Origin of the sequence: Chryseobacterium sp., from assembly GCF_019236175.1 — a bacterium.
Taxonomy (GTDB): domain Bacteria; phylum Bacteroidota; class Bacteroidia; order Flavobacteriales; family Weeksellaceae; genus Chryseobacterium.
On sequence record NZ_JAFAJM010000019.1, the window covers coordinates 212,819 to 233,230 of the forward strand.

Genomic DNA, 20,412 nt, shown 5'->3' on the forward strand with positions numbered 1-20,412 from the left:
AATGATACTTCCTGATTTTTCACATCTTCTCACCGATATCCTTCAAAACCCTACAAAATCTATGGCTATTGTTGCCAATCTGATTCTTATTGAAAGCCTGCTTTCCGTAGACAATGCCGCAGTACTGGCTACCATTGTTATGGATCTCCCGGAACACCAAAGAAAAAGAGCCCTGAAATACGGAATTCTCGGCGCTTATATTTTCCGCGGGCTGGCTCTTATTTTTGCTTCCGTCCTGATTTCCGTATGGTGGCTGAAACCACTGGGAGGTATTTACCTGCTGTACATCTCTCTTGACTGGTTCATCAAAAAAATTAAAAATAAAGGTCAGGAAGATGATCAGGAAGAAAATCCCGATAAAGAATCCAGCTGGCTGTACCGGAATTCTATTGGTCTCTTGGGTCAGTTTTGGGCTACTGTCGCTTTGGTAGAAGTAATGGATCTTGCTTTTTCTATAGATAATGTATTTGCGGCTGTCGCTTTTTCAGATAATCTGCTGCTGATTACCCTTGGGGTTTTCATCGGAATTCTGGCGATGAGATTTATCGCTCAGTGGTTTGTCCGTCTGATGCAGCAATTTCCTTTTCTGGAAACTGCGGCATTTATTGTCATTGCCGTTTTGGGAATCAAGCTCAGCCTTTCTTTATATGAACATTTCTACCCTGCTTCCGCATTCGCTCGTTTTCTGGGGGGCCATACCATGGAAATACTGGTGTCAACTTTTACAGTTCTTCTGTTCCTCGTACCCGTCATCACCAGTTATCTTTTCGGATTCCCGGCGCGTAAAAAATAATTTTTCTGCCAAATTTTCACATTCTAAAATAAAAGTCTGCCATTTCAGCCACTGCTGTCTCATGGCATACATTTAGAGAATTACAAGACAGAAATAATTAAAAAATAAATATATTATGTCAGTAAACTTTAAACCATTGGCAGACAGAGTTCTGGTAGAGCCAATCGCAGCAGAAACTAAAACAGCTTCAGGTATTATCATCCCGGATACTGCAAAGGAAAAGCCGCAAGAAGGTACTGTAGTGGCAGTAGGCCCAGGTAAAAAAGACGAGCCTACAACAGTTCAGGTAGGTGACAAAGTTCTTTATGGAAAATATTCAGGTTCTGAATTGAAATTAGAAGGTAAAGATTACTTAATCGTAAGAGAAGCTGACTTACTAGGAATTATAGGGTAAAAGCATTAAGCTATAAGCAGTAGGCAATGAGAGACTACAAAAAATATGATACCTGGAAAATTTCTCATGAATTGGTAAAAGAAATTTATATTATTTCTGAAAATTTTCCTAAATCTGAGCTTTTTGGTCTTACTTCTCAAATAAGAAGAGCAGCCGTTTCTATTCCTACCAATATCGCAGAAGGTTGTGGAAGATCCACAGACAAAGAATTTGCAAGATTTTTAGAAATAAGTATAGGTTCAACAAACGAAACCGAATATCTTCTCTTATTATCTTGTGATTTGGGATGTACTTCTGAAGATAAAATAGCAACAATTAATGTGACCCTAAATTTAATCAGGCAAAAACTTATACAACTCAGAAAAAAATTATTAAATAATAATTAATTGCTAAAGGTAAAAAAGCTTATTGCTTAAAGCCTATAGCCTAAAGCTAAAAAATTATGGCAAAAGAAATAAAATTCGATATTGAATCAAGAGACGCTCTAAAGAGAGGAGTTGATGCATTGGCTAATGCAGTAAAAGTAACTTTAGGTCCTAAAGGAAGAAACGTGGTAATCGAAAAATCTTTCGGTGCTCCACACGTAACTAAGGATGGTGTTTCTGTTGCAAAAGAAATCGAACTTGAAGACAGAGTAGAAAATATGGGAGCGCAAATGGTAAAAGAAGTTGCTTCCAAAACTAATGATATCGCAGGAGACGGTACTACTACCGCTACTGTATTGGCACAGGCTATCGTAAGAGAAGGTCTTAAGAACGTAGCTGCCGGTGCTAACCCAATGGATCTTAAAAGAGGGATCGACAAAGCTGTAACTGCAGTTGTTGAAAACCTTAAAACACAGTCTCAGGCTGTTGGAGATTCTACAGATAAAGTAAAGCAAGTAGCTTCTGTATCTGCTAACAACGACGAAACGATCGGTGCTTTAATCGCTGAAGCTTTCGGAAAAGTTGGTAAAGAAGGGGTAATCACTGTAGAAGAAGCTAAAGGTATCGATACAACGGTAGATGTTGTAGAAGGTATGCAGTTCGACAGAGGATACCAGTCACCTTACTTCGTGACTAACCCTGAGAAAATGTTAGCTGAGCTAGAAAACCCATATATCCTTTTAGTAGAGAAGAAAATTTCTTCAATGAAAGAATTACTTCCGGTTCTTGAGCCAATTGCACAAGGGGGTAAGTCTCTATTAATTATCTCTGAAGAAGTGGAAGGAGAAGCTTTAGCTACTTTGGTAGTCAACAAACTAAGAGGTTCTCTTAAAATTGCTGCTGTAAAAGCTCCGGGATTCGGAGACAGAAGAAAAGCAATGTTAGAAGATATCGCAATCCTTACCGGTGGACAGGTGATTTCTGAAGAGCAAGGTTTCACTATGGAAAACATCTCTTTAGATATGCTTGGAACTGCTGAGAAAGTAACGATCGACAAAGACAACACTACAGTTGTAAACGGTGGTGGTGACGAAGCGAAAATCAAAGGAAGAGTAGCTCAGATCAAAGCTCAGATGGAAACTACAACTTCTGACTACGACAGAGAAAAACTTCAGGAAAGATTAGCTAAGTTAGCTGGTGGTGTGGCTGTATTGTACGTAGGTGCTGCTTCTGAAGTAGAAATGAAAGAGAAAAAAGACAGAGTTGATGATGCCCTTCACGCTACAAGAGCAGCTGTTGAAGAAGGTATTGTTGCAGGTGGTGGTGTTGCTTTAGTAAGAGCCATCAAAGCTCTTGACAGTCTTTCAGGAATCAACGCTGACGAAAACACGGGTATTAAAATCGTGAAAAGAGCGATCGAAGAGCCATTAAGACAAATCGTTGCCAACGCAGGTGGTGAAGGTTCTGTAATCGTTGCTAAAGTAGCAGAAGGTACAGGTGACTTCGGATACAATGCGAAAACTGACGAGTATGTTCACATGCTTGAAGCAGGAATCATTGACCCGACTAAAGTAACAAGAGTTGCCCTTGAAAACGCAGCTTCTGTTTCCGGAATGCTTCTTACCACTGAATGTGTGATCACTGAAGTGAAGAGCGCTGAACCCGCTATGCCAATGGGTGGTGGAATGCCAGGAATGATGTAGTAGCGAGTCGCTAAGACAATTTAATATATAAACCGTTCTATTTTTATAGAGCGGTTTTTTGTTTACAAGGTTTAAGTTTTAGGAACAGGAGCCTGGATTGGCACCCTTGTCAAGGTTTAAAACCTTGACAAGGATTTTAATTTAATGCGTAAATTTGTATAAGTAGCTTTAAAGTCTAACTATGAAAAATTTATACGTAGTATCTCACAATAACATAGTGCTGTAATGAAAACCACAATTCTCTTTATCTTTATTATACTAATATCTTACAGCTGTTCATTAGGTAGATTCAATAATGTTCCTGTTCAAAATGAAATTGATCTTTCCTTTAAAAAATTCACCGAAATTAAGAAAGAAGAAATAAGTCAAAAGTCAAAAGATATCACACTTGGATATTTTTGGGGAATCGGAGAAGATATTTATCCCACTTTTGCAAAGCATACATTTGAAATTCCTAAATCTTATCAAAGAAATGAAAATAACTTCATTCTTAAAGTAGATTATTTTTTTACAAAAGATGACCAAACCCAATTCAAGTTCTATGAATGGAATGAAAATAAAAAAGCTGAAATATCTGCTCATCAGTTTGATGAAAAATTCTACGAAATCAAAAAATATGTAACTGAAAACCTTGGGCAGCCCTATCTGGAAATATATGAAGATTTAGAAAAATCTAAAGAAGAAACAGTAAGAGATGATATAAAATGGCGAAATCAGAAATTGAATGCCTATTTATTTCGTTTTAGGGGAAAAGGTGGGTTCGATCAAATAAGATTAGCAATTTATAAAGACTAACTAACAAGACTTGCCCTTGAAAACGCAGCTTCTGTATCTGGAATGCTTCTTACTACTGAATGTGTAATCACTGAAGTAAAGAGTGCTGAACCCGCTATGCCAATGGGTGGTGAAATTTCAGTAATGATGCAACGGTCAGCGACCGAGGCGACTTAATATATAAACCGTTCTACTTTTGTGGAGCGTTTTTTTGTTTGGATTATGGTTTCTCGTATGGAAATAGTATATTTATATTTAATATTTACTGATTGACAAATAGATAGCTAAAATGAAAACAACATTAACTTAATTGTATATTGACACAATGCGTAAATTTGGATATTGTGCGCTATATCATAAACGACTAAACTAAAAATCATGAAACTTAGCATTTTTAAAAGAGCTTTTCAAAGGGATATTAATCTAATTCGATTAATATTCGCAATGATTACAATATCTACAATCGGATTGATCTACAAAACCTCAATAGACATATATGCCGATTCAGCAAAGGAATTGAAGAGTAACTACCAAAAATGTGATTCAATAATTAACGCATCGTTAAATTCTTCCAACGATAGAAATGACCCAATAAAAACACTCAAAGACTATAATTCGATAATACAGAATTTGAAAGCCAATAATCTATATATGGCTGAGAAATTTAGCAAGTATGAATTTGCGTTTTCAACATTATTTTGCATTTTCTCAGTAATTACTGGCATTTTAACATTTTTAATTTTGAAGAAAGGATGGGATAATACATCCAATTTCTATGTCAAGTTTTTATTCTTAGTTAGTTTTTTCTGTTCAACACTTTTTGGAATTTTACCTCATGTATTTAGCACTGAAGAAAATGCTTCTAATAACTTAAAAAATTACCATGAATTCACAAGTTTACAATTGGACATAAAAAGTCTAATAAATGATGATAAAGGTTATCTTAAAAGAAACAAAAAGCAATCTCTTGATTCATTGAGCAAAGAAATTCTAAACATAAAAAAACAATTACAAGAAAATATTAGATTGACATACAAAATAGATTTAACCAAAGTTTCAACAAGTAACAAGCCTTTTGAATAACAGATACAGCGCACAACAGCGATTTTGCACAATAGCTGTTATTTATTCCGCCGGAACCCGCTGCTCATTCTATGGCACGAAGCAAATAAAATAAGTAATGCGAAATTTGAATACTTCGGATACAATGCTAAAACTGACGAGTATGTTCAAATGCTTGAAGCAGGAATCACTGACCCGACTAAAGTAACAAGAATTACCCTTGAAAATGCAGCTTCTGTTTCCGGAATGCTTCTTACCACTGAATGTGTTATCACTGAAGTAAAGAGCACTGAACCCGCTATGCCAATGGGTGGTGGAATGCCAGGACGGTCAGCGACCGAGGCAAATTAATATATTAACCGTTCTACTTTTGTGGAGCGTTTTTTTGTATTATCCAAATAATAATATTAGTATAATTAAACGTGCATAATATTCCTCTAATTCGTAGATTTGGATCATCTACAACACCATGAAAAAAATATTCCTAGTAAGCACTATCTTATTTTTAGCACAATTAAACGTATTTGCACAAAATAAATTACCCAAAAACTTAAAGCAAGTTGTAATGTATTTAGATAAAGACTGTCCAGATAGTATTAAAATACAAATTAAAAATACTCATCAAGATAGTTTAATTTATACTGTTTATCCATTTGCAAAGACGAAACCATATAAAGAGTATAGAACAATTTTTAACTGGACAAGTGAAAACGGCAATCCAAAAATTACTAAATACTTAGATAAAAAGGGAATTTTTGATAATCATTCCAATGTGTTGCTATATAGCTTTAAACAATTTCTTATAAATGGTAAAATCAAAGAAAAAGATATACTTAGCAAGTATATTAAACTTCAAAAACAACTAGATGATAAAAATAAGATAAAATATATAACAGATACCATTAATAAAGTATATATTCCCAAAGACTTGGAGGATTGCTTTGTTCAGATCAATACATTCTGGAATGATAGTATAAAAGCAAAAGTTAAAACCTTAGAAGAAAACGAATTTACCGGAAAGGTACATTTAGGGTTTGGAATGTGGATGAGAAATAATTGGCAACTTTGGGGAGGTTCAAGACTATCAAAATACTTTAACGATTTAAATATTCATCATCCGGATGATATGTCAGGGATTATCTTGGTAAGTTACCACAGACATTTAAACAACAGAGAGATTAGACTTGGGGAACAAGTCAAATACTATCAGGATTACTGGGAGAATTCTAAAAAAAATGAACTAAAAGCAAAAGCAGAAAGCTTTTCAAAATATAAAATTGGAGATGCATTGGAATTTAGCTACCCAAAAGGATTTGTAAGTAAAGAACAAGAAGACAAATATGATAATGACATTTGTACTGCAAAAGGAATAATTACAGCACGTAATGAAAAAGACTTTCTCATTAAAGTAAAAATTATTGAAACTTGCGACAAAAAAGGAATTGTCTATTATGACAATGAAGGTGATATAATATATGATCCGAAAACTCAAAGGTTAAGCAACCCGCCAAAAAGAATCATAAAAAAAATAAAACGTAATAAAGAGCAATGGTTTGATTATAAAAGCTGGGAACTTGTTAAATGATAAAAGTAATGTAAATAATAAGCCTTTGCCTTCATTTTCTATATTCGAGAAGATTATCTTCACATGCTTGAAGCAGGAATCATTGACCCGACTAAAGTAACAAGACTTGCCCTTGAAAGCACAGCTTCTGTTTCCGGAATGCTTTTTACCACTGAATGTGTGATCACTGAAGTAAAGAGCGCTGAACCCGCTATGCCAATGGGTGGTGGAATGCCAGGACGGTCAGCGACCGAGGCAAATTAATATACTAACCGTTCTACTTTGTAGGGCGGTTTTTTGTTTGAACATGGTTATTATTAAGAAAACAGTATATTTAAATCTAAAATTAATAACCAAAAAACAGATAGCTGAAATCTAAACAATATGAGCATAGTTGTATATTATGCAGTGTGTAAATTTGGACGCTATCTACCATTGTATCAGAATGAAACGCATACTACAATTTACATTATTGATGAGCTCAATTGGCTTGTTTTCACAAAATTTAGAGAAAAAAATTTCAAACGAAATCTGTACCTGCTTAGGAAATGTAGAAAATCTAAAAGATCCGGAAAAAACACTGGAACAGTGTGTTCAAAAAAGTTTTGAAGATAATTATACTGCAATTATCAAAAAATTTAATGACCCTAAGAACACAAATACAAAAGACTTTGAAGATTATTACATTTCTATTGAATCACTTTTACTAAGTAATTGTAAAAGTTTTTTAGAATACAGAAAAAAAGAATTTGTCAGCAAAAAGCAAGAAAGTATCTCTAATTGTAATGATATTAAAACAGGAATTTACTACTATGAAACGCTTAAAAAAAGAGAAAAATCGTATCTGACATTTACAAAAAATACAGTTATCGAAACCCGAAATAATAATGTATATACCATTAATAAAATTGAATGGATGGATAAATGTACATACAAATTAAATTTGCTGGAAACCAATAGTAATTATGATGAGACATACCTCAAAAATAAGTCACTCATTTTCAAAATAATTGAAAATTCCCCAACATACTTTGTGGTGCAAACTGAATATTTTGAAAATGGAGGCTTCAATAATGTGAAAATTTTTAAACTTCCCTTTATCAATGAATAAAAAGACAAGTATCTTCACATGCTTGAAGCAGGAATCACTGACCCGACTAAAGTAACAAGAGTTACCCTTGAAAACGCAGCTTCTGTATCTGGAATGCTTTTAACAACTGAGTATGTTATCACTGAAGTAAAGAGCGCTGAACCCGCTATACCAATGGGTGGTGGAATACCAGGAATGATATAGTAGCAAGTCGCTAAGACAAATTTAATATATAAACCGCTCTGCTTTTGTAGGGCGGTTTTTCTGTTCTTATGGTTTTCCGTAAAGAAATGGTATATTTATATTATACTTTTGATAATTAACAAATAGATAGTTAAAAACAATACTAGCACAATGTGTAAATTTAGATTTTAGCTGTAATTTTAGCACGACTATGGAAAAATATCAAGCGCAAATAGTTTTCATAGATACAAGTATTTTTGAAAGTGAAAATTATTTTGAAGGACGAAATATTAATCTTTTATTTCATTTATCTCAAGAAAAATTAATTAGTTTAAAAATCACTGATATAATTTATCGTGAAATTCTTAAAAGATTGGAAGAGCATTCCATTAAAGCAATTAATTTATATAAAAATCAAAAAATCGAATTTAATCAAGAAGCAAGAATATTAAGAAATATTAATCTATTGAATGACCAATTCAAAAAAGATAATATTAAATTACTTAAGGAAAATTCTAAACAACTTTTATTACAAAAATTTGATGAAGTAATTGAGAATAACAATATTGAAATTATAAATACAAATATTGCTAACACATCAGAAATATTAGATGATTATTTTGCTGCTAACGCTCCATTTAAAGAAGGAAATAAGAAGAATGAATTTCCTGATGCATTTAATATAAACACAATTAAACATTGGTGTGAAAATAATTTTAATGATTGTTTCTTTATTACAAATGATAAGGATTTCACAAATTATGAACACCCACAAATCAATTGTGAATTTAATTTATCAACATTACTTGAATTTTTATACATTGAAAATAGTGATGTTAAAGAAGAAATATTTAATCGAATTTATCGAGATTCATTAAGTGAAATTGAATACGAAACTGAATCTTCTTTAATTAGCAGTTTAGAGAGTTCTGCTTTTGAAATTTTATACAATGATCCTTGGATGGAAGATGTTGAAGTTAATTTTCACGCATTTAAAGAGACGGAATTTGACATTGCTTTAATAAATGAAATTCAAACAGATACTTTTACATATGAAATTGAATTGAATATTAAATATTCTGTTGATTGCGATTATACAGATTTTAATTCTGCTTTCTATGATAAAGAAGACGGAATATGGTTAGGAGAAATAAATAGAAGTGAAAAAAGAAATTTTAAAGCAAATGCTTTAATTTATCCATCATTTAGTTATGACTCTAAAAAATATACTGGAGAGTTTGTAGAAATTGTAGATTATGAAATAAGGGAAATTGAAGAAATTTAAAACTATAACTAATATAGCATTTCCAAAGACGGATTTGGAGGAATTCTATTGAATCCTTTCTATAATGGAACATTGTCAATGTTTGATGCTAATAATTCCTGAACCAGCTATGCGAATAGGTGTTTTTAATGTCATGAATGATCTAGTTCTAATTGATACATGTAAATTAATCTATCCGGTCTTCCAGATAGTTTTGTTTAAATAAAATCATGAAATAAATTTAAAAAAAAGTATGATATACATATATAATTTATAATTTTAAAATTACTTACAAGGAAAGATGGAAATCAAAATAAAGTCTAATAAATTTATATATTACAAAGAGAATAAGTTTGAGCAATTTGAGGTAAAATTAATGGGAAACTTGAATCATAGTCCTCAAAGCATAATTCAAATTTTAGTCGACAGTTCTAATTACATTCAATTCTCCAATATTAAGCAGGTTAATCAGTTTTTAGATGAAATTAGGGGGAAGTCCAAAGATGCTTTTTTATACAATGTAATTAAAAACGACCTTATTAAATCTGACAATTTTATAAACTATATTGAGAGCTTAAATGAGTTTTCTTATAATTCCATAAAATCATTATTTCTCCTACTTAACTGGTTATCATTCCCATTATTAAATCAGTGGAATGAGGATTTGAGTATATATGAAATTTTTTTCGATGAATTTGTGGTTGATTGGACTAATCGACCGGAGCCTCAAAAAGACATATATCTTATAAAGAAAGAATATATTAATGATGAAAATATAGAGATGTTAAAACATCTTGAAAAAATTAATTTATTATGTGAAATTTCGATTTTTCCTTATAAAAACCAAGAAATAGTTTCATATTTTATTCCTATAAACAAACTTGGAATCTCCAAAGAGTTATTTGAGTTTAAAGATTATAACGGAAATAATAAAAATTCATACTCATTTTGGAAAAAAATCTTACAAGATAGAGATTTTAGAATTTCACAACGTCTAAATAATAGATTTTAATCATGAAGTATTTTGATAAAGAAATATTTAATCTATTTATTGGAGGAATATGCTCTATTTTACTACCTGTATTTATAATTATTGGTAAACAAGGTTATAAAAGACAGCAAAAAAGAGAAGAATTACAAAAAGAAAATAACGTAGGAGACATAGATAGTTGGTTAAATGACTCATACGAATACAAACAGTCAAACTTCAGAAAATTGATGACACAATGGTGTCTACAGCCATTATTTATAATTTGTATTTCTATTTTATTTTCTAGCTCTGGGTTATATATTGGTTTACTTACTTTTGTTTTAGTTCTACTAATTTTTCTTCATGAATTATGGGTTGCTAACAGATACTCTGAAAACGCAATTTATCAATTATTCATGCTACTCGTTTGGATTATCTCATACTTGATAATAGTTAATAATAAATAACAAAATTATATACTATACAAATTCTTCCGACTGTAATAGCAAGCAAATGCCAACATACCATCCTCGCGACACAAGATTGTATCGTATGGTTTTGGCTATAGATTATATTATAATACTTAAACTACACGAAGGATTCGTGTGGTAGTAGCAAGGATGGAAAATAAAAATAACTTAAATTAGAATTTTAAATTTTGTTATTTTTTTTTTCGAATTCCTTGACAGAATTAAAATGATTCTGAATTTCGTGTAAATATACCATTCTATCACTATAATATCTTAGCTCGGTAGTCTTATTATAGTCAATCATGTAAATAGCGAAAGAAGACACTTTATTAAAGCTTATAACATAATTATCTTTTTCAAATAAAATATTTCCTGATCGATTTAATATATCTCTTCCAATATAATCATTTCTAATAAAACCAATTGATTCAATTCTGTGCTCATCTATTAATATAGGTGAAAAATATTTTTTCTCTAAATTAAAGATTTCAATATCATAATCATCACCAAGTGTAGTTCCTGAAATTGTATTATCTCCAACTTTTAAAATTTCACACTTAACAATTACATTTGGTTTTATTTCTACAAATACAATGTTCCCTACCTTGAATTCATTGTCGACATTACGTGGAGTTTGTAATCTTAAAATAGAATAAGTCTTAGCACGGTATAAGTCCTGCAATTGGTGTACAAAAATGATTTGTTTGTACTCGGTAGTATTATGAAAACTCAGTCTAAACTCCCCGTTATTTTTTGTAATTCTATCTTGGGTTGAATTACCCCAATTAAAATCTGTGTATTGACCTCTTGTTACATATAACCCAAAATCATCAAGCCATTGATCTGTTAATTCGATAAATTCCAATCTAGATAATAATTCTTCATCATCTATGTTTTTATATATAAAATTTTCAATGTCTTTTATTAAGTTATATCCAACTTCATGTACCTTTCCATCAAGGAACACATAATGCCCTTGTTTAATTTGTTTTAATTCGTTTATGTTCATGTTCTAGTTTTATTTAAATATTATTAATCTTTCTTATCAAGGTCTTGTCCTTTCATTCTCAATTCTTAGGGGCTCAGATTTCCTTCTGCTACACAAATTTTCACTCTCTACGCAAATAAGTAAATAATCTAAAGTATGAAGACTTCAGATTATTTATTTATCTAGTTCAGAATAATATTCTTCAAAATCAAAAACAATATCAAATAATTCTTTTGGGTGTATTCTTAGCCCTGTTGCAATTTCAATAAAAGTGCTGAGTTGACAATCAATCTTGTTATTAGCAACATCACTAATTCTAGCAGCCGTCACATTACATTTTTCAGAAATCTTCGAATAAGGAGTGTTTCCTTTTATTTCTTTTATTTTTTCTGAGACCATCTTTTTGATTTCATCTGTCTTGAACTCGTTCATAATTGCACTCTTTAGTGCAAATTGTAATTATTAACAAAAAATACCATTACCGAATTCGGTAATATTAAGATATTTTTATTATATTTGGACAAGATTATTCATTAGAGTAATTTTGCGATACTTCAAAGAAATATAGAAGCTATTGCTTAGAATCTCGACTTGAAAACTGGTAATTTAAAAGTACACGAGAGGATAAGTAAGAAGCTCACGACCTAGGCGTGGGCTCTCTTATCTGTTGCACGGTATACCAGTACCTCTATGACGGATATTGTAGAGTCTCATGCCGTTTTTATTTTCATGTTGTTCTGCTTTTCTACAATCATCTTTTTCTAAGCCAGCTTTACCATATAAAGTATCATGATACGGTACAATGGGGTGTACAATCCATTGCGGCTTTCGGGCTTTTAGAAAAACACAAATTCTATCCTATTCATTCGCTTGTATAGACAGGGAGCTCAGGCATTGCAGGGCTTACTTCTTTACTGCCGGGTAAAATCGTACATCAAAAAAATACACCCTCATGAAAAAAACAGAACAGACTTTCAAACCCGGCTTGGGAAAGGCCGGAAGAAACATTACGAATTACAGCAGATAGAAACATTTTTTCAGCTCAATGACCTTACAGCCTCCAAAGAGCTTTTAAACACCATTATGAGCTATGCGGTAAAAAGAAACAGCTGGATAAAAGAAGATCCCTCTGTCATTTATCATTTTCATCAGGCGATGCGGTCATTCATTCGTGCAGGCTACTTTTTAATGTTGAAGGAAAAGAAATTGTTTGTCAATACTCAGTTGGAAGCTGTTTCACCATTAGCTCTTGGTTTACTTTCGGAGAAAGAATATCAAAATCCGCTGCTGGTCTTTACAAAAGCATTCAGAGAATACAGCGTTAAGGAATTTGATTATTTTATTTCCGGAATGGTCTATTTCTCAATGGGCATCTATGACCATCTGCCGGAAAAGAACATGATCAACCCATACATTCATCTGATTAAAATGCTGGATGCAGCGTATCTTATTATTGAAAGAAAAAAATAAAAACAACATTAGCACAATTGTATATAGTGTATAGAGGCACAATGCGTAAATTTGCGAGCTAACTATTAAGGTACAAGCTACCGTAACCATAGACAAACAAAGAATTGATGGCAGAGAAATTTCCCACCATAAACAGCACACTTTCCCCCAAAGCCCTTGGCCAACTTATTCAACAAAAATATAAACTAAGTGACAAAACCGAATGCAGCATATTTAGACTTGCCATGAACCATTTGTATATCGTTCAGGATGGCGAACAGAAATATGTTTTCAGAGTTTACACCCACAATTGGCGGACAAAATTAGAAATTGAGGAAGAATTAAAATTATTAGCTTACTTAAAAGAAAACGACCGACAGGCTGCTTATCCCATAAAAGATAAATTAAACGAATACATCCAAGAGATTGAAGCACCGGAAGGAAAAAGATTTGGTGTTTTGTTCTCCTATGCCAAAGGAACAAAGACCGCAAAATTTTCACCTCAGGCAAGTTTTCTGATCGGCCAGGCATTAGCCAAAGTTCATCAATCAACAGAAAATTTTGGACTCAACAGAATGTCTTACAATAGCGAGAACCTGCTTACAAAACCTGTTTTAAGGATAAAAAAATTCTTTCATAAAAATATCAGTGAAGTTGAATTTTTAGAAAAGCTATCTGCCTTTTTAACCCTGAAAATCCAAAATATTAACAAAGCTGAAATGAGATCCGGAAGTGTTCACCTTGACGTTTGGTTTGATAATCTGCACATTGATGATGAAAAGGAAATCACATTTTTTGATTTTGATTTTTGTGGCAACGGCTATTTATGTTTTGACATTTCTTATTTCCTGTTTCAGTTGCTTACCACTCATCTGAACGAAGAAGAATATCAAGAAAAAGCAGAAAGTTTTTTGAAAGGCTACGAAACCATAACTGAAATCAGTACCGAAGAAAAAGAGTTTTTACCTTTTGCCTGTTTAGCCATTATGGTCTATTATATTAGTGTACAATGCGACAGATTTGATTATTGGACGAATATTTTCATAAATGAAGACCATTTGAAAAGAATGGTTGGAAATTTAAAACGATGGATGATATACAACAAAATTGAAATTCAATAACGGTCAGCAACCGAGACAATATAATATACTAACTACTCTACTTTTTGGAGAACAGTTTTTGTTTCCCGTTGATGAGTACTACCTTCAAAATTGCTATATAAATGAATACATTTGTAAAAACAATTACAGAACATATGAAAACTCAATATTTACTTCATGGAAAACTAACGGCAAAACCAGGACATAGAGAGGAGCTTGCTGATATTTTAATACAAGCAGCTCAACTTGTATCAACAGCTAAAGGTTGTAAACTTTATGCAGTGAGTAATGACAGGGATGATGCAACTTCTGTGTATATTACAGAAATCTGGGATAGCAAAGACGACCATGACAATTCTCTAAAAAATGAGGACGTAAGAGCACTCATCATGAAAGCAATGCCAATATTAGACGGACAACCAACAAAGGGACAGGAACTGGAAATTTTAGGAGGCACTGGAATATAAAAAAATGGAGCACAGGAATGCTTTTTACCACTGAATGTATTATCAGTGAAATAAATTGTTTACAGAAAATCAATTTAAACTAAAACCCACACCCTTGAAAACAAAATTATTATTCCTTATTCTTTTAGGTTCATTGCTAGCCCACGCCCAAACCCTTGATTTTAAAAATCTAGCCAATATGTCTGTAGGCAGAGGCGCCATAACCAGTGTCATCGTGGATGATAATATCTATGTGAGCAATGGATATCAGGAAAAGGGAGGTAATGCCAATTATATTGAAAAATATAATATTACCGACAACAAATGGAGTGTTCTCAATACGAATCTACTGCCCAAAAAATTTGCGAATTCGGAGACTTACGATAATAAAATCTATATTTTTAACGGCTGGGGAAACAGCCATCTTGAAATTCTGGATCTGGCAACCAATACCATAACGAAAGGAGCTGTTAACCGTTCCTATACAGGAAATGCAGGCTCTGCCATTCATAACGGAAAAATATATGTGTTCGGCGGCAGCGGACTGAATGGTGCGGCAACCACCGCATTTTCTAATAGATTCCAGTATTATGATATTGCATCCAATACATGGCATCCCTTACCCAATATGCCTACAGCCAGAGAAGCAAAGGGCAAAATTGTAAACGATAAACTTTATGTCATCGGAGGTTTTAACGGGACTCCATCCCGCCTGATCAATGTTTACGACCTCAACACCAATCTCTGGATCAAGCAATATACAATGCCTGCCGGTATATACGGACACTCATTAGCGGTATCCGGTAATAAAATTTTTATTGCAGGAGGTGTTAATAATCAATCTTTTCTGGCCTATTTTGATACAATCACCAATAAGCTACATCAGCTGTCATCCAATATGATTCCCAGAAGACATGCCGCAACGGAGGTATATCACAATAAACTATACATCATCGGCGGAAGTACAACTTCTTCAACGCAGTCATCTGTTAAAAGTATACAAGTGGCAGATATCAGCGAGACTGTGCTTTCTGCCAATGAAAAGTAAAAAAAACGAATAATTCAACAAATAAAAACAAATAATCAGTACATTATCAATATAATGTGTAGATTTATAAAATATTTTTTTAGTAAAACTATAATCAACGATTCCTCAAACTCGGACATGCTGAACACCGATATCAAAATAAAAAAGTAAGCACAGGGTAGCCGAAAACTGATGAGAGTAGGCAGAGAAAAATAAAACAGATATGAAAAAATTTATGTTTTTATTGGGTTGCTTAGCTTTCTCCTCGCTGGCTTATGCACAAACCAACAGCAGTACACGCTATCAATCCGGTTATTACAAGCCAAGTACAGGAACGTATGTACAACCTCACTACAAGACTAATAATAACAGTACCAATCAGGACAACTATTCTACTACAGGAAATACCAATGCCTATACAGGGCAGTCTGGTTCCCGTGCGCGAGATTATTCAAATGAGGCCTACAACTATGGCAGCGGCCAGACGATTCAAACCGGACCGAGAGGCGGTCAGTATTATTACAATAGCAATGGTAATAAAACTTATGTTCCTAAAAGACGTTAAAAAAAAGTTCAAGCGGTAGCCAAGCTTCCCCGGCTTACCTTAATACAACCCATACTCCGAAGTCTTCCGACTTCGGATTTGTTATTATCTGAGTCCATTGCAATGACTGTTATTGCTCCCTTTCACATCTGTAAAACCTGAAAATAACAAGTAACATTTGTGTAAACTTTCGCACTCTACATAAAAACTATTTCTTTGAACTTATGAAATACCCATGGTAATTCGTAGATTTGGACGGCAGAAAACTAAGAACCATTGATCATGAAAAACTCAATTTTAATAACTTCTTTGTTGTTATCAATATTTTTATAAGCACGCAATTACTGAGCTGGAACCTGGCAACAATCTTTATAGGTCGGTTTTTGGGAACCTGAAGTCAAAGATTTAATTCGTATCCGTCAGCAATTTGAAGTTCGTACTAAAGAAATTATCTACATTAACCTTGAAAATAATCCGAATTATTATTCTGTTTGTCTATATCATGCTAACTTTCTGTCATAAGCCATTGATCTTGAGAAAAAGTATTTAATAATATTTGCTCAAACAAAAAAGACTACTCAAATTGATTCTTTAATCTAAAAATTCAGTATAAAAAGTTCTTTATTTTTTAGTGATCAGATAAATAAGCATTCGCTTCACAGCGCAAATAGAACCCCGCAACTACCGAAAACTAATTAAAAAAATACACCTTAAACCATGAGTTATAATTTTCAAATTAATAAAAAGAATACCCTTACATATAAAGATCTTCTTGATCTGGTTGATTTCCAAATTGATGAGATTAAATACCAACCTCTTCTTGAGAATCATCACGCTCTGAATACCCATTCTATATTCTTTCTTCCTCAGTTTTCTACACGTGGGGTAAATCTGAAAGACAAAGAAAATAAGTATTGGGTTGAAATCAATACCGGCTGTTCAGGTGAAGATTATTTTTTAGCAGCAAAGCTGGCTTCGGCTTTAGCGAACTTGAATAATTCCGAAATTCAAACAGATGAAGGCAGTTATACTATCGAAAATTTTTCCCGTCATTTTAATTTAGAATGGGCCCACCAAAATAAAACCCACAATATTGAGATTTTAAGAAGTGTAATAGAAAAAGATTCCGCTTCATCTATTATTTTAAACGGATATCACATTCCATTTTATTTTGGAAAAGAAGTTTTGAAAGAATATTCCGGCGATAATCCTTCCATAGAGATCTTAGCAGACAGAATTATAAATGGGATTAAAAGAAATCAACATTTAGAATCCGAATTTGAAAATATTGAATTTCCCACAAAAATGGAAATGGAAAATAACGATAAGTCTTTGGAAAACTGGACTTTTCTGCTGATCCAAAGCGGCTTCCGGCAGCTTATCAAACCGGCAGACTTTATCATTTTACGCCATGAACAAGATTTTGCCAGAATTCCCTACGAAACATTCATTAAAGAAAATCTTCATTTGCTGACTAAAATAGATGAAAAGCAATTTGTAATAGACGTTATAGCTCAAAATGATTACCTGAACTTAATCGCCCAATTTAAACTGGAAAGTTCTGAAAATTCTCAGAAAGAAAATACACATGGAATCAATGACACACCAAAACCTAATCCCATTACACCTAAAAACAAATGGTGGAAATTTTGGTAAAAACCAGCCAAACCACTCTTAAACATCCCAATGATACTCTTAAAAAAACTCCTCGGGAACAGGAGATCATCCGTACCAATTTATCTGATTACACCATGAAAACTTTTAACCTGATTTTAGTCCTTTTATTTCTTTCATCATGTTATTCACAACAGAATCCGGCGGGAATTTATCGGTCAAAAGAAGCTGATTTTGGATTCTTTATCACTACAATTGAATTAAAGAACGATCATCAATTTAACTATGAATTTTCAGGAGACCTTGTACACAGGAAGCTTTCCGGAATTTATCAACTGAAAGATCACCATCTCTATCTAAAATTCAATAAAAATAAAAGAGAAACAGAATCACAGAATGATTCTTTGACAACTGAAGAAATCATATCGGGAAACTATCACAACCATGATTTAAATTGTGAAAATAATATCGATTACCACCTGAAATATAAAATCAGAGGCCATAAGCTTTTTGCTTACAGAACAGACAATAAGCCCGCCAGAAAATCAAAAATATATACCCATAAAAAAAAGTTTCTGTTTTTTGGTTCCCATTGGAAAAACAAAAGAAATTACCTGAAAAAAATTAAATAGGTCTCCCTAACAAAAAGTTACCTGACTCTGAGCCGGAAGCATCCAAATAAATCTCTTTTAAAAAACTCTCCAAAGTATCAGGAAACATCGAAAAAACAGGACTTATAAAGAAAATAAACATCCTAAAAGAACGTTTTATTTTAGAAATCAACGGCAAACGATGACAACACTTATTACAAGAAATGAAATCTTTACAACAAAAAAATTATTAGCTCTGAACTGGCTGAAATGCAGAAAGCATTTCCCGATGAACATCTCTTACAATATTACAAAGACGGAATATCATCAAGAACAATTGACTGAAGACAGGCTTCCACAATCTGGCTGGAAAACAATCGAAGGCCGGGAATCGGATCATTTTATGATAAAGCAGAGGATATATGATGAAAAACAATTTAAAAACCAGACCGTACAATGGCAGTTTTTTATCTCAAACCAAACTTAAACAAAATAAAATACCCTATGAAAATTACTTTTTTTTCAGATATACGCAGTAAAATATACATCATCATTCTCTCATTTTTCTCAGCATGGTCCCAGGCTCAAAATATAAATCTTGACTCGATTAAAATAAATGTACAGAATGAAAATTCAGAATTCTACTACGAAAAGCTGATTTATAAATTTAAATTCGATCCTACTTCTTTATCAGATGAGGAAGTGAAAAATTTATATTATGGGAAAAATTTCTCAAAATACCGAACTTACTTTTTTGATCCGGACTATTTAGATTTTATGAAAAGCATCTCCCAGAAAAACTGGAAAAAAACAATTAACTACGGGGAAAAATATCTAGTAAAAGATCCTACCAATACTGAGGTTCTTACCTATATACTGCTAGCCTATGAAAAGAAGGATAAAGAAGCCCCCAATTATGGCTTATATGCTGCACAGTCAAAAACATTATTAAATTATATCATGCAAAATGGCGACGGAAAAACAAAAGAAACGGCTTTCAAGGTGAATTCTGTAGGTGAGGTTTATTTAATTGCCGGGATTCTCGGAAAAAATATCAGAACATTCAAAAGAACCTCAACGATGCAGAAGGACGGCACAATTGATGAGTTCTCAAAAGGAGATGAAAAGATATATTTTAAGGTATTTGAAAATATTGAAAATTTTACTAAACCCTGATACGTTGAAATATACGAATCTTACATGTATGAAAAGTTTATATCTTTTTTGTCTGATTTTTATAATCAGTTGCACGAAGCCAAACCCTGAACCCGATTCTCATGCGGATACTCCTGCTTATTTTAATCTCACCCCTTCAGATAAAAATTGTGAATATACCTTCCGGTTTGGAGAAGCTGTTCTGTGTGTTCCTAAAATTGAAGGAATGTATAATATCATTCATAATACAGCATCAAAAGATTATATACAGAGTAAGAACTTTCCCGGAAATACTTTTGCCGCTTATTATGTCAATAAAAAACTCTACAAGAATTTACACGTTTTATGGAAAGATCAGTTTGATGATTTTTTTCAAATCTATGTAACCAATGCCAATCAAAATAAAAAAGCAGATCATTCTTATTTTGCTGAAGTCAATGAAGAATATCTCAATACATATTTAAATTCTGCTTATTGGGAAAATCTGAAAAAAAAGCTTGAAACAATAAATGAAAAAAATATATTTGAAAAGCCGGTAATCACTGAAAGCTATTCATTATCTGAAAATTCCAGGCAATATGTTACTCTGATAACGATCAGAAAAAACAATACATCTAAAAATATGATTACTGTTGGAAATATGTTCATTATTAAAAATCGTCTGTTTTTTTCCGCTTATAATAAATTTTATAATGGGTTGCGCTCAATCGAAGAAGCTAAAAAGGCAAACAATACAATCATGCTTAGAATTCTAAACGCCAATCAATAGCGGGTGATATTCCTGTGACGGCCTGAATATTTTACCTCTATACTATCAATGTTTTCTTCCTGAAAAAAATAAAATACCTTATTTGTGTAAAGGAATAT

At 32.6% G+C, this 20,412-nt stretch carries 23 protein-coding genes and 3 pseudogenes; 24 read left to right on the forward strand and 2 right to left on the reverse strand.

What is annotated here, in order from left to right:
• Position 1 precedes the first annotated feature (1 nt).
• The 14 genes and pseudogenes from JO178_RS17085 (at position 2) to JO178_RS17150 (ending at position 10,629) form a co-directional block, all read left to right on the forward strand.
• Positions 2-793: a TerC family protein gene (locus JO178_RS17085; protein WP_291938463.1), complete on the forward strand. Its 792-nt coding sequence runs from the start codon at positions 2-4 to the stop codon at positions 791-793.
• 115 nt (positions 794-908) lie between these two features.
• The gene (locus JO178_RS17090) at positions 909-1,187 is read left to right on the forward strand and encodes a co-chaperone GroES (RefSeq protein ID WP_002976538.1); all 279 of its coding nucleotides are present in this window, start codon (positions 909-911) and stop codon (positions 1,185-1,187) included.
• 26 nt (positions 1,188-1,213) lie between these two features.
• Positions 1,214-1,573: a four helix bundle protein gene (locus JO178_RS17095; RefSeq protein ID WP_291938465.1), complete on the forward strand. Its 360-nt coding sequence runs from the start codon at positions 1,214-1,216 to the stop codon at positions 1,571-1,573.
• 56 nt (positions 1,574-1,629) lie between these two features.
• The gene (gene groL, locus JO178_RS17100) at positions 1,630-3,255 is read left to right on the forward strand and encodes a chaperonin GroEL (RefSeq protein ID WP_291938467.1); all 1,626 of its coding nucleotides are present in this window, start codon (positions 1,630-1,632) and stop codon (positions 3,253-3,255) included.
• Between the two features lie 225 nt (positions 3,256-3,480).
• A complete protein-coding gene (locus tag JO178_RS17105; RefSeq protein ID WP_291938470.1) occupies positions 3,481-4,050 on the forward strand; it encodes a hypothetical protein in 570 nt (189 codons plus the stop codon).
• A gap of 357 nt (positions 4,051-4,407) precedes the next feature.
• Complete coding sequence (locus JO178_RS17110) at positions 4,408-5,112, forward strand: hypothetical protein (protein WP_291938472.1); 705 nt, start codon at positions 4,408-4,410, stop codon at positions 5,110-5,112.
• An 87-nt stretch (positions 5,113-5,199) separates the two neighbouring features.
• A pseudogene (groEL, locus tag JO178_RS17115) lies at positions 5,200-5,442 on the forward strand (chaperonin GroEL); the annotation flags it as partial.
• A 118-nt stretch (positions 5,443-5,560) separates the two neighbouring features.
• Complete coding sequence (locus tag JO178_RS17120; RefSeq protein ID WP_291938474.1) at positions 5,561-6,676, forward strand: DUF6794 domain-containing protein; 1,116 nt, start codon at positions 5,561-5,563, stop codon at positions 6,674-6,676.
• A gap of 54 nt (positions 6,677-6,730) precedes the next feature.
• Positions 6,731-6,919 (forward strand): annotated as a pseudogene (locus JO178_RS17125) (hypothetical protein); the annotation flags it as partial.
• A 130-nt stretch (positions 6,920-7,049) separates the two neighbouring features.
• Positions 7,050-7,766 carry a hypothetical protein gene (locus tag JO178_RS17130; protein WP_291938476.1) on the forward strand — a complete coding sequence of 239 codons (717 nt, stop codon included), beginning with the start codon at positions 7,050-7,052 and terminating at the stop codon, positions 7,764-7,766.
• A gap of 3 nt (positions 7,767-7,769) precedes the next feature.
• A pseudogene (groEL, locus tag JO178_RS17135) lies at positions 7,770-7,949 on the forward strand (chaperonin GroEL); the annotation flags it as partial.
• 190 nt (positions 7,950-8,139) lie between these two features.
• Positions 8,140-9,213: a PIN domain-containing protein gene (locus JO178_RS17140; protein ID WP_291938478.1), complete on the forward strand. Its 1,074-nt coding sequence runs from the start codon at positions 8,140-8,142 to the stop codon at positions 9,211-9,213.
• A 280-nt stretch (positions 9,214-9,493) separates the two neighbouring features.
• The gene (locus tag JO178_RS17145; RefSeq protein ID WP_291938480.1) at positions 9,494-10,204 is read left to right on the forward strand and encodes a hypothetical protein; all 711 of its coding nucleotides are present in this window, start codon (positions 9,494-9,496) and stop codon (positions 10,202-10,204) included.
• Between the two features lie 2 nt (positions 10,205-10,206).
• Positions 10,207-10,629, forward strand: a complete 423-nt coding sequence (locus tag JO178_RS17150; RefSeq protein ID WP_291938481.1) for a hypothetical protein — start codon at positions 10,207-10,209, stop codon at positions 10,627-10,629.
• A 184-nt stretch (positions 10,630-10,813) separates the two neighbouring features.
• Here JO178_RS17150 and JO178_RS17155 read toward each other — a convergent pair whose 3' ends face one another.
• Together JO178_RS17155 and JO178_RS17160 are read right to left on the reverse strand one after the other, a co-directional pair.
• Positions 10,814-11,641, reverse strand: coding sequence for a hypothetical protein (locus tag JO178_RS17155; RefSeq protein WP_291938482.1), 828 nt, complete (start codon positions 11,639-11,641; stop codon positions 10,814-10,816).
• Between the two features lie 153 nt (positions 11,642-11,794).
• The gene (locus JO178_RS17160; protein WP_291938484.1) at positions 11,795-12,052 is read right to left on the reverse strand and encodes a hypothetical protein; all 258 of its coding nucleotides are present in this window, start codon (positions 12,050-12,052) and stop codon (positions 11,795-11,797) included.
• Positions 12,053-12,490: 438 nt separating this feature from the next.
• On the opposite strand from JO178_RS17160, the gene JO178_RS17165 reads away from it, so the two are divergent.
• From JO178_RS17165 to JO178_RS17210, 10 genes are all read left to right on the forward strand, one after another.
• Positions 12,491-13,090 (forward strand): hypothetical protein, encoded by a 600-nt coding sequence (locus JO178_RS17165; RefSeq protein ID WP_291938486.1) that lies wholly within the window; start codon positions 12,491-12,493, stop codon positions 13,088-13,090.
• Positions 13,091-13,197: 107 nt separating this feature from the next.
• Positions 13,198-14,190, forward strand: a complete 993-nt coding sequence (locus JO178_RS17170; protein ID WP_291938487.1) for a phosphotransferase — start codon at positions 13,198-13,200, stop codon at positions 14,188-14,190.
• Positions 14,191-14,291: 101 nt separating this feature from the next.
• Positions 14,292-14,636 carry an antibiotic biosynthesis monooxygenase family protein gene (locus JO178_RS17175; RefSeq protein WP_291938489.1) on the forward strand — a complete coding sequence of 115 codons (345 nt, stop codon included), beginning with the start codon at positions 14,292-14,294 and terminating at the stop codon, positions 14,634-14,636.
• Positions 14,637-14,730: 94 nt separating this feature from the next.
• Positions 14,731-15,663: a kelch repeat-containing protein gene (locus JO178_RS17180; protein ID WP_291938491.1), complete on the forward strand. Its 933-nt coding sequence runs from the start codon at positions 14,731-14,733 to the stop codon at positions 15,661-15,663.
• A 202-nt stretch (positions 15,664-15,865) separates the two neighbouring features.
• Complete coding sequence (locus JO178_RS17185; protein WP_291938493.1) at positions 15,866-16,207, forward strand: hypothetical protein; 342 nt, start codon at positions 15,866-15,868, stop codon at positions 16,205-16,207.
• A gap of 696 nt (positions 16,208-16,903) precedes the next feature.
• Complete coding sequence (locus JO178_RS17190; protein ID WP_291938495.1) at positions 16,904-17,842, forward strand: hypothetical protein; 939 nt, start codon at positions 16,904-16,906, stop codon at positions 17,840-17,842.
• Positions 17,824-18,432 (forward strand): hypothetical protein, encoded by a 609-nt coding sequence (locus JO178_RS17195; RefSeq protein ID WP_291938497.1) that lies wholly within the window; start codon positions 17,824-17,826, stop codon positions 18,430-18,432. The genes JO178_RS17190 and JO178_RS17195 overlap by 19 nt, the downstream gene beginning before the upstream one ends.
• A 160-nt stretch (positions 18,433-18,592) precedes the next feature.
• A complete protein-coding gene (locus JO178_RS17200) occupies positions 18,593-18,877 on the forward strand; it encodes a hypothetical protein (protein WP_291938499.1) in 285 nt (94 codons plus the stop codon).
• A gap of 17 nt (positions 18,878-18,894) precedes the next feature.
• A complete protein-coding gene (locus JO178_RS17205; RefSeq protein ID WP_291938501.1) occupies positions 18,895-19,566 on the forward strand; it encodes a DUF4919 domain-containing protein in 672 nt (223 codons plus the stop codon).
• Between the two features lie 28 nt (positions 19,567-19,594).
• The gene (locus JO178_RS17210) at positions 19,595-20,314 is read left to right on the forward strand and encodes a hypothetical protein (RefSeq protein ID WP_291938502.1); all 720 of its coding nucleotides are present in this window, start codon (positions 19,595-19,597) and stop codon (positions 20,312-20,314) included.
• The last annotated feature ends 98 nt before the right edge of the window (positions 20,315-20,412 follow it).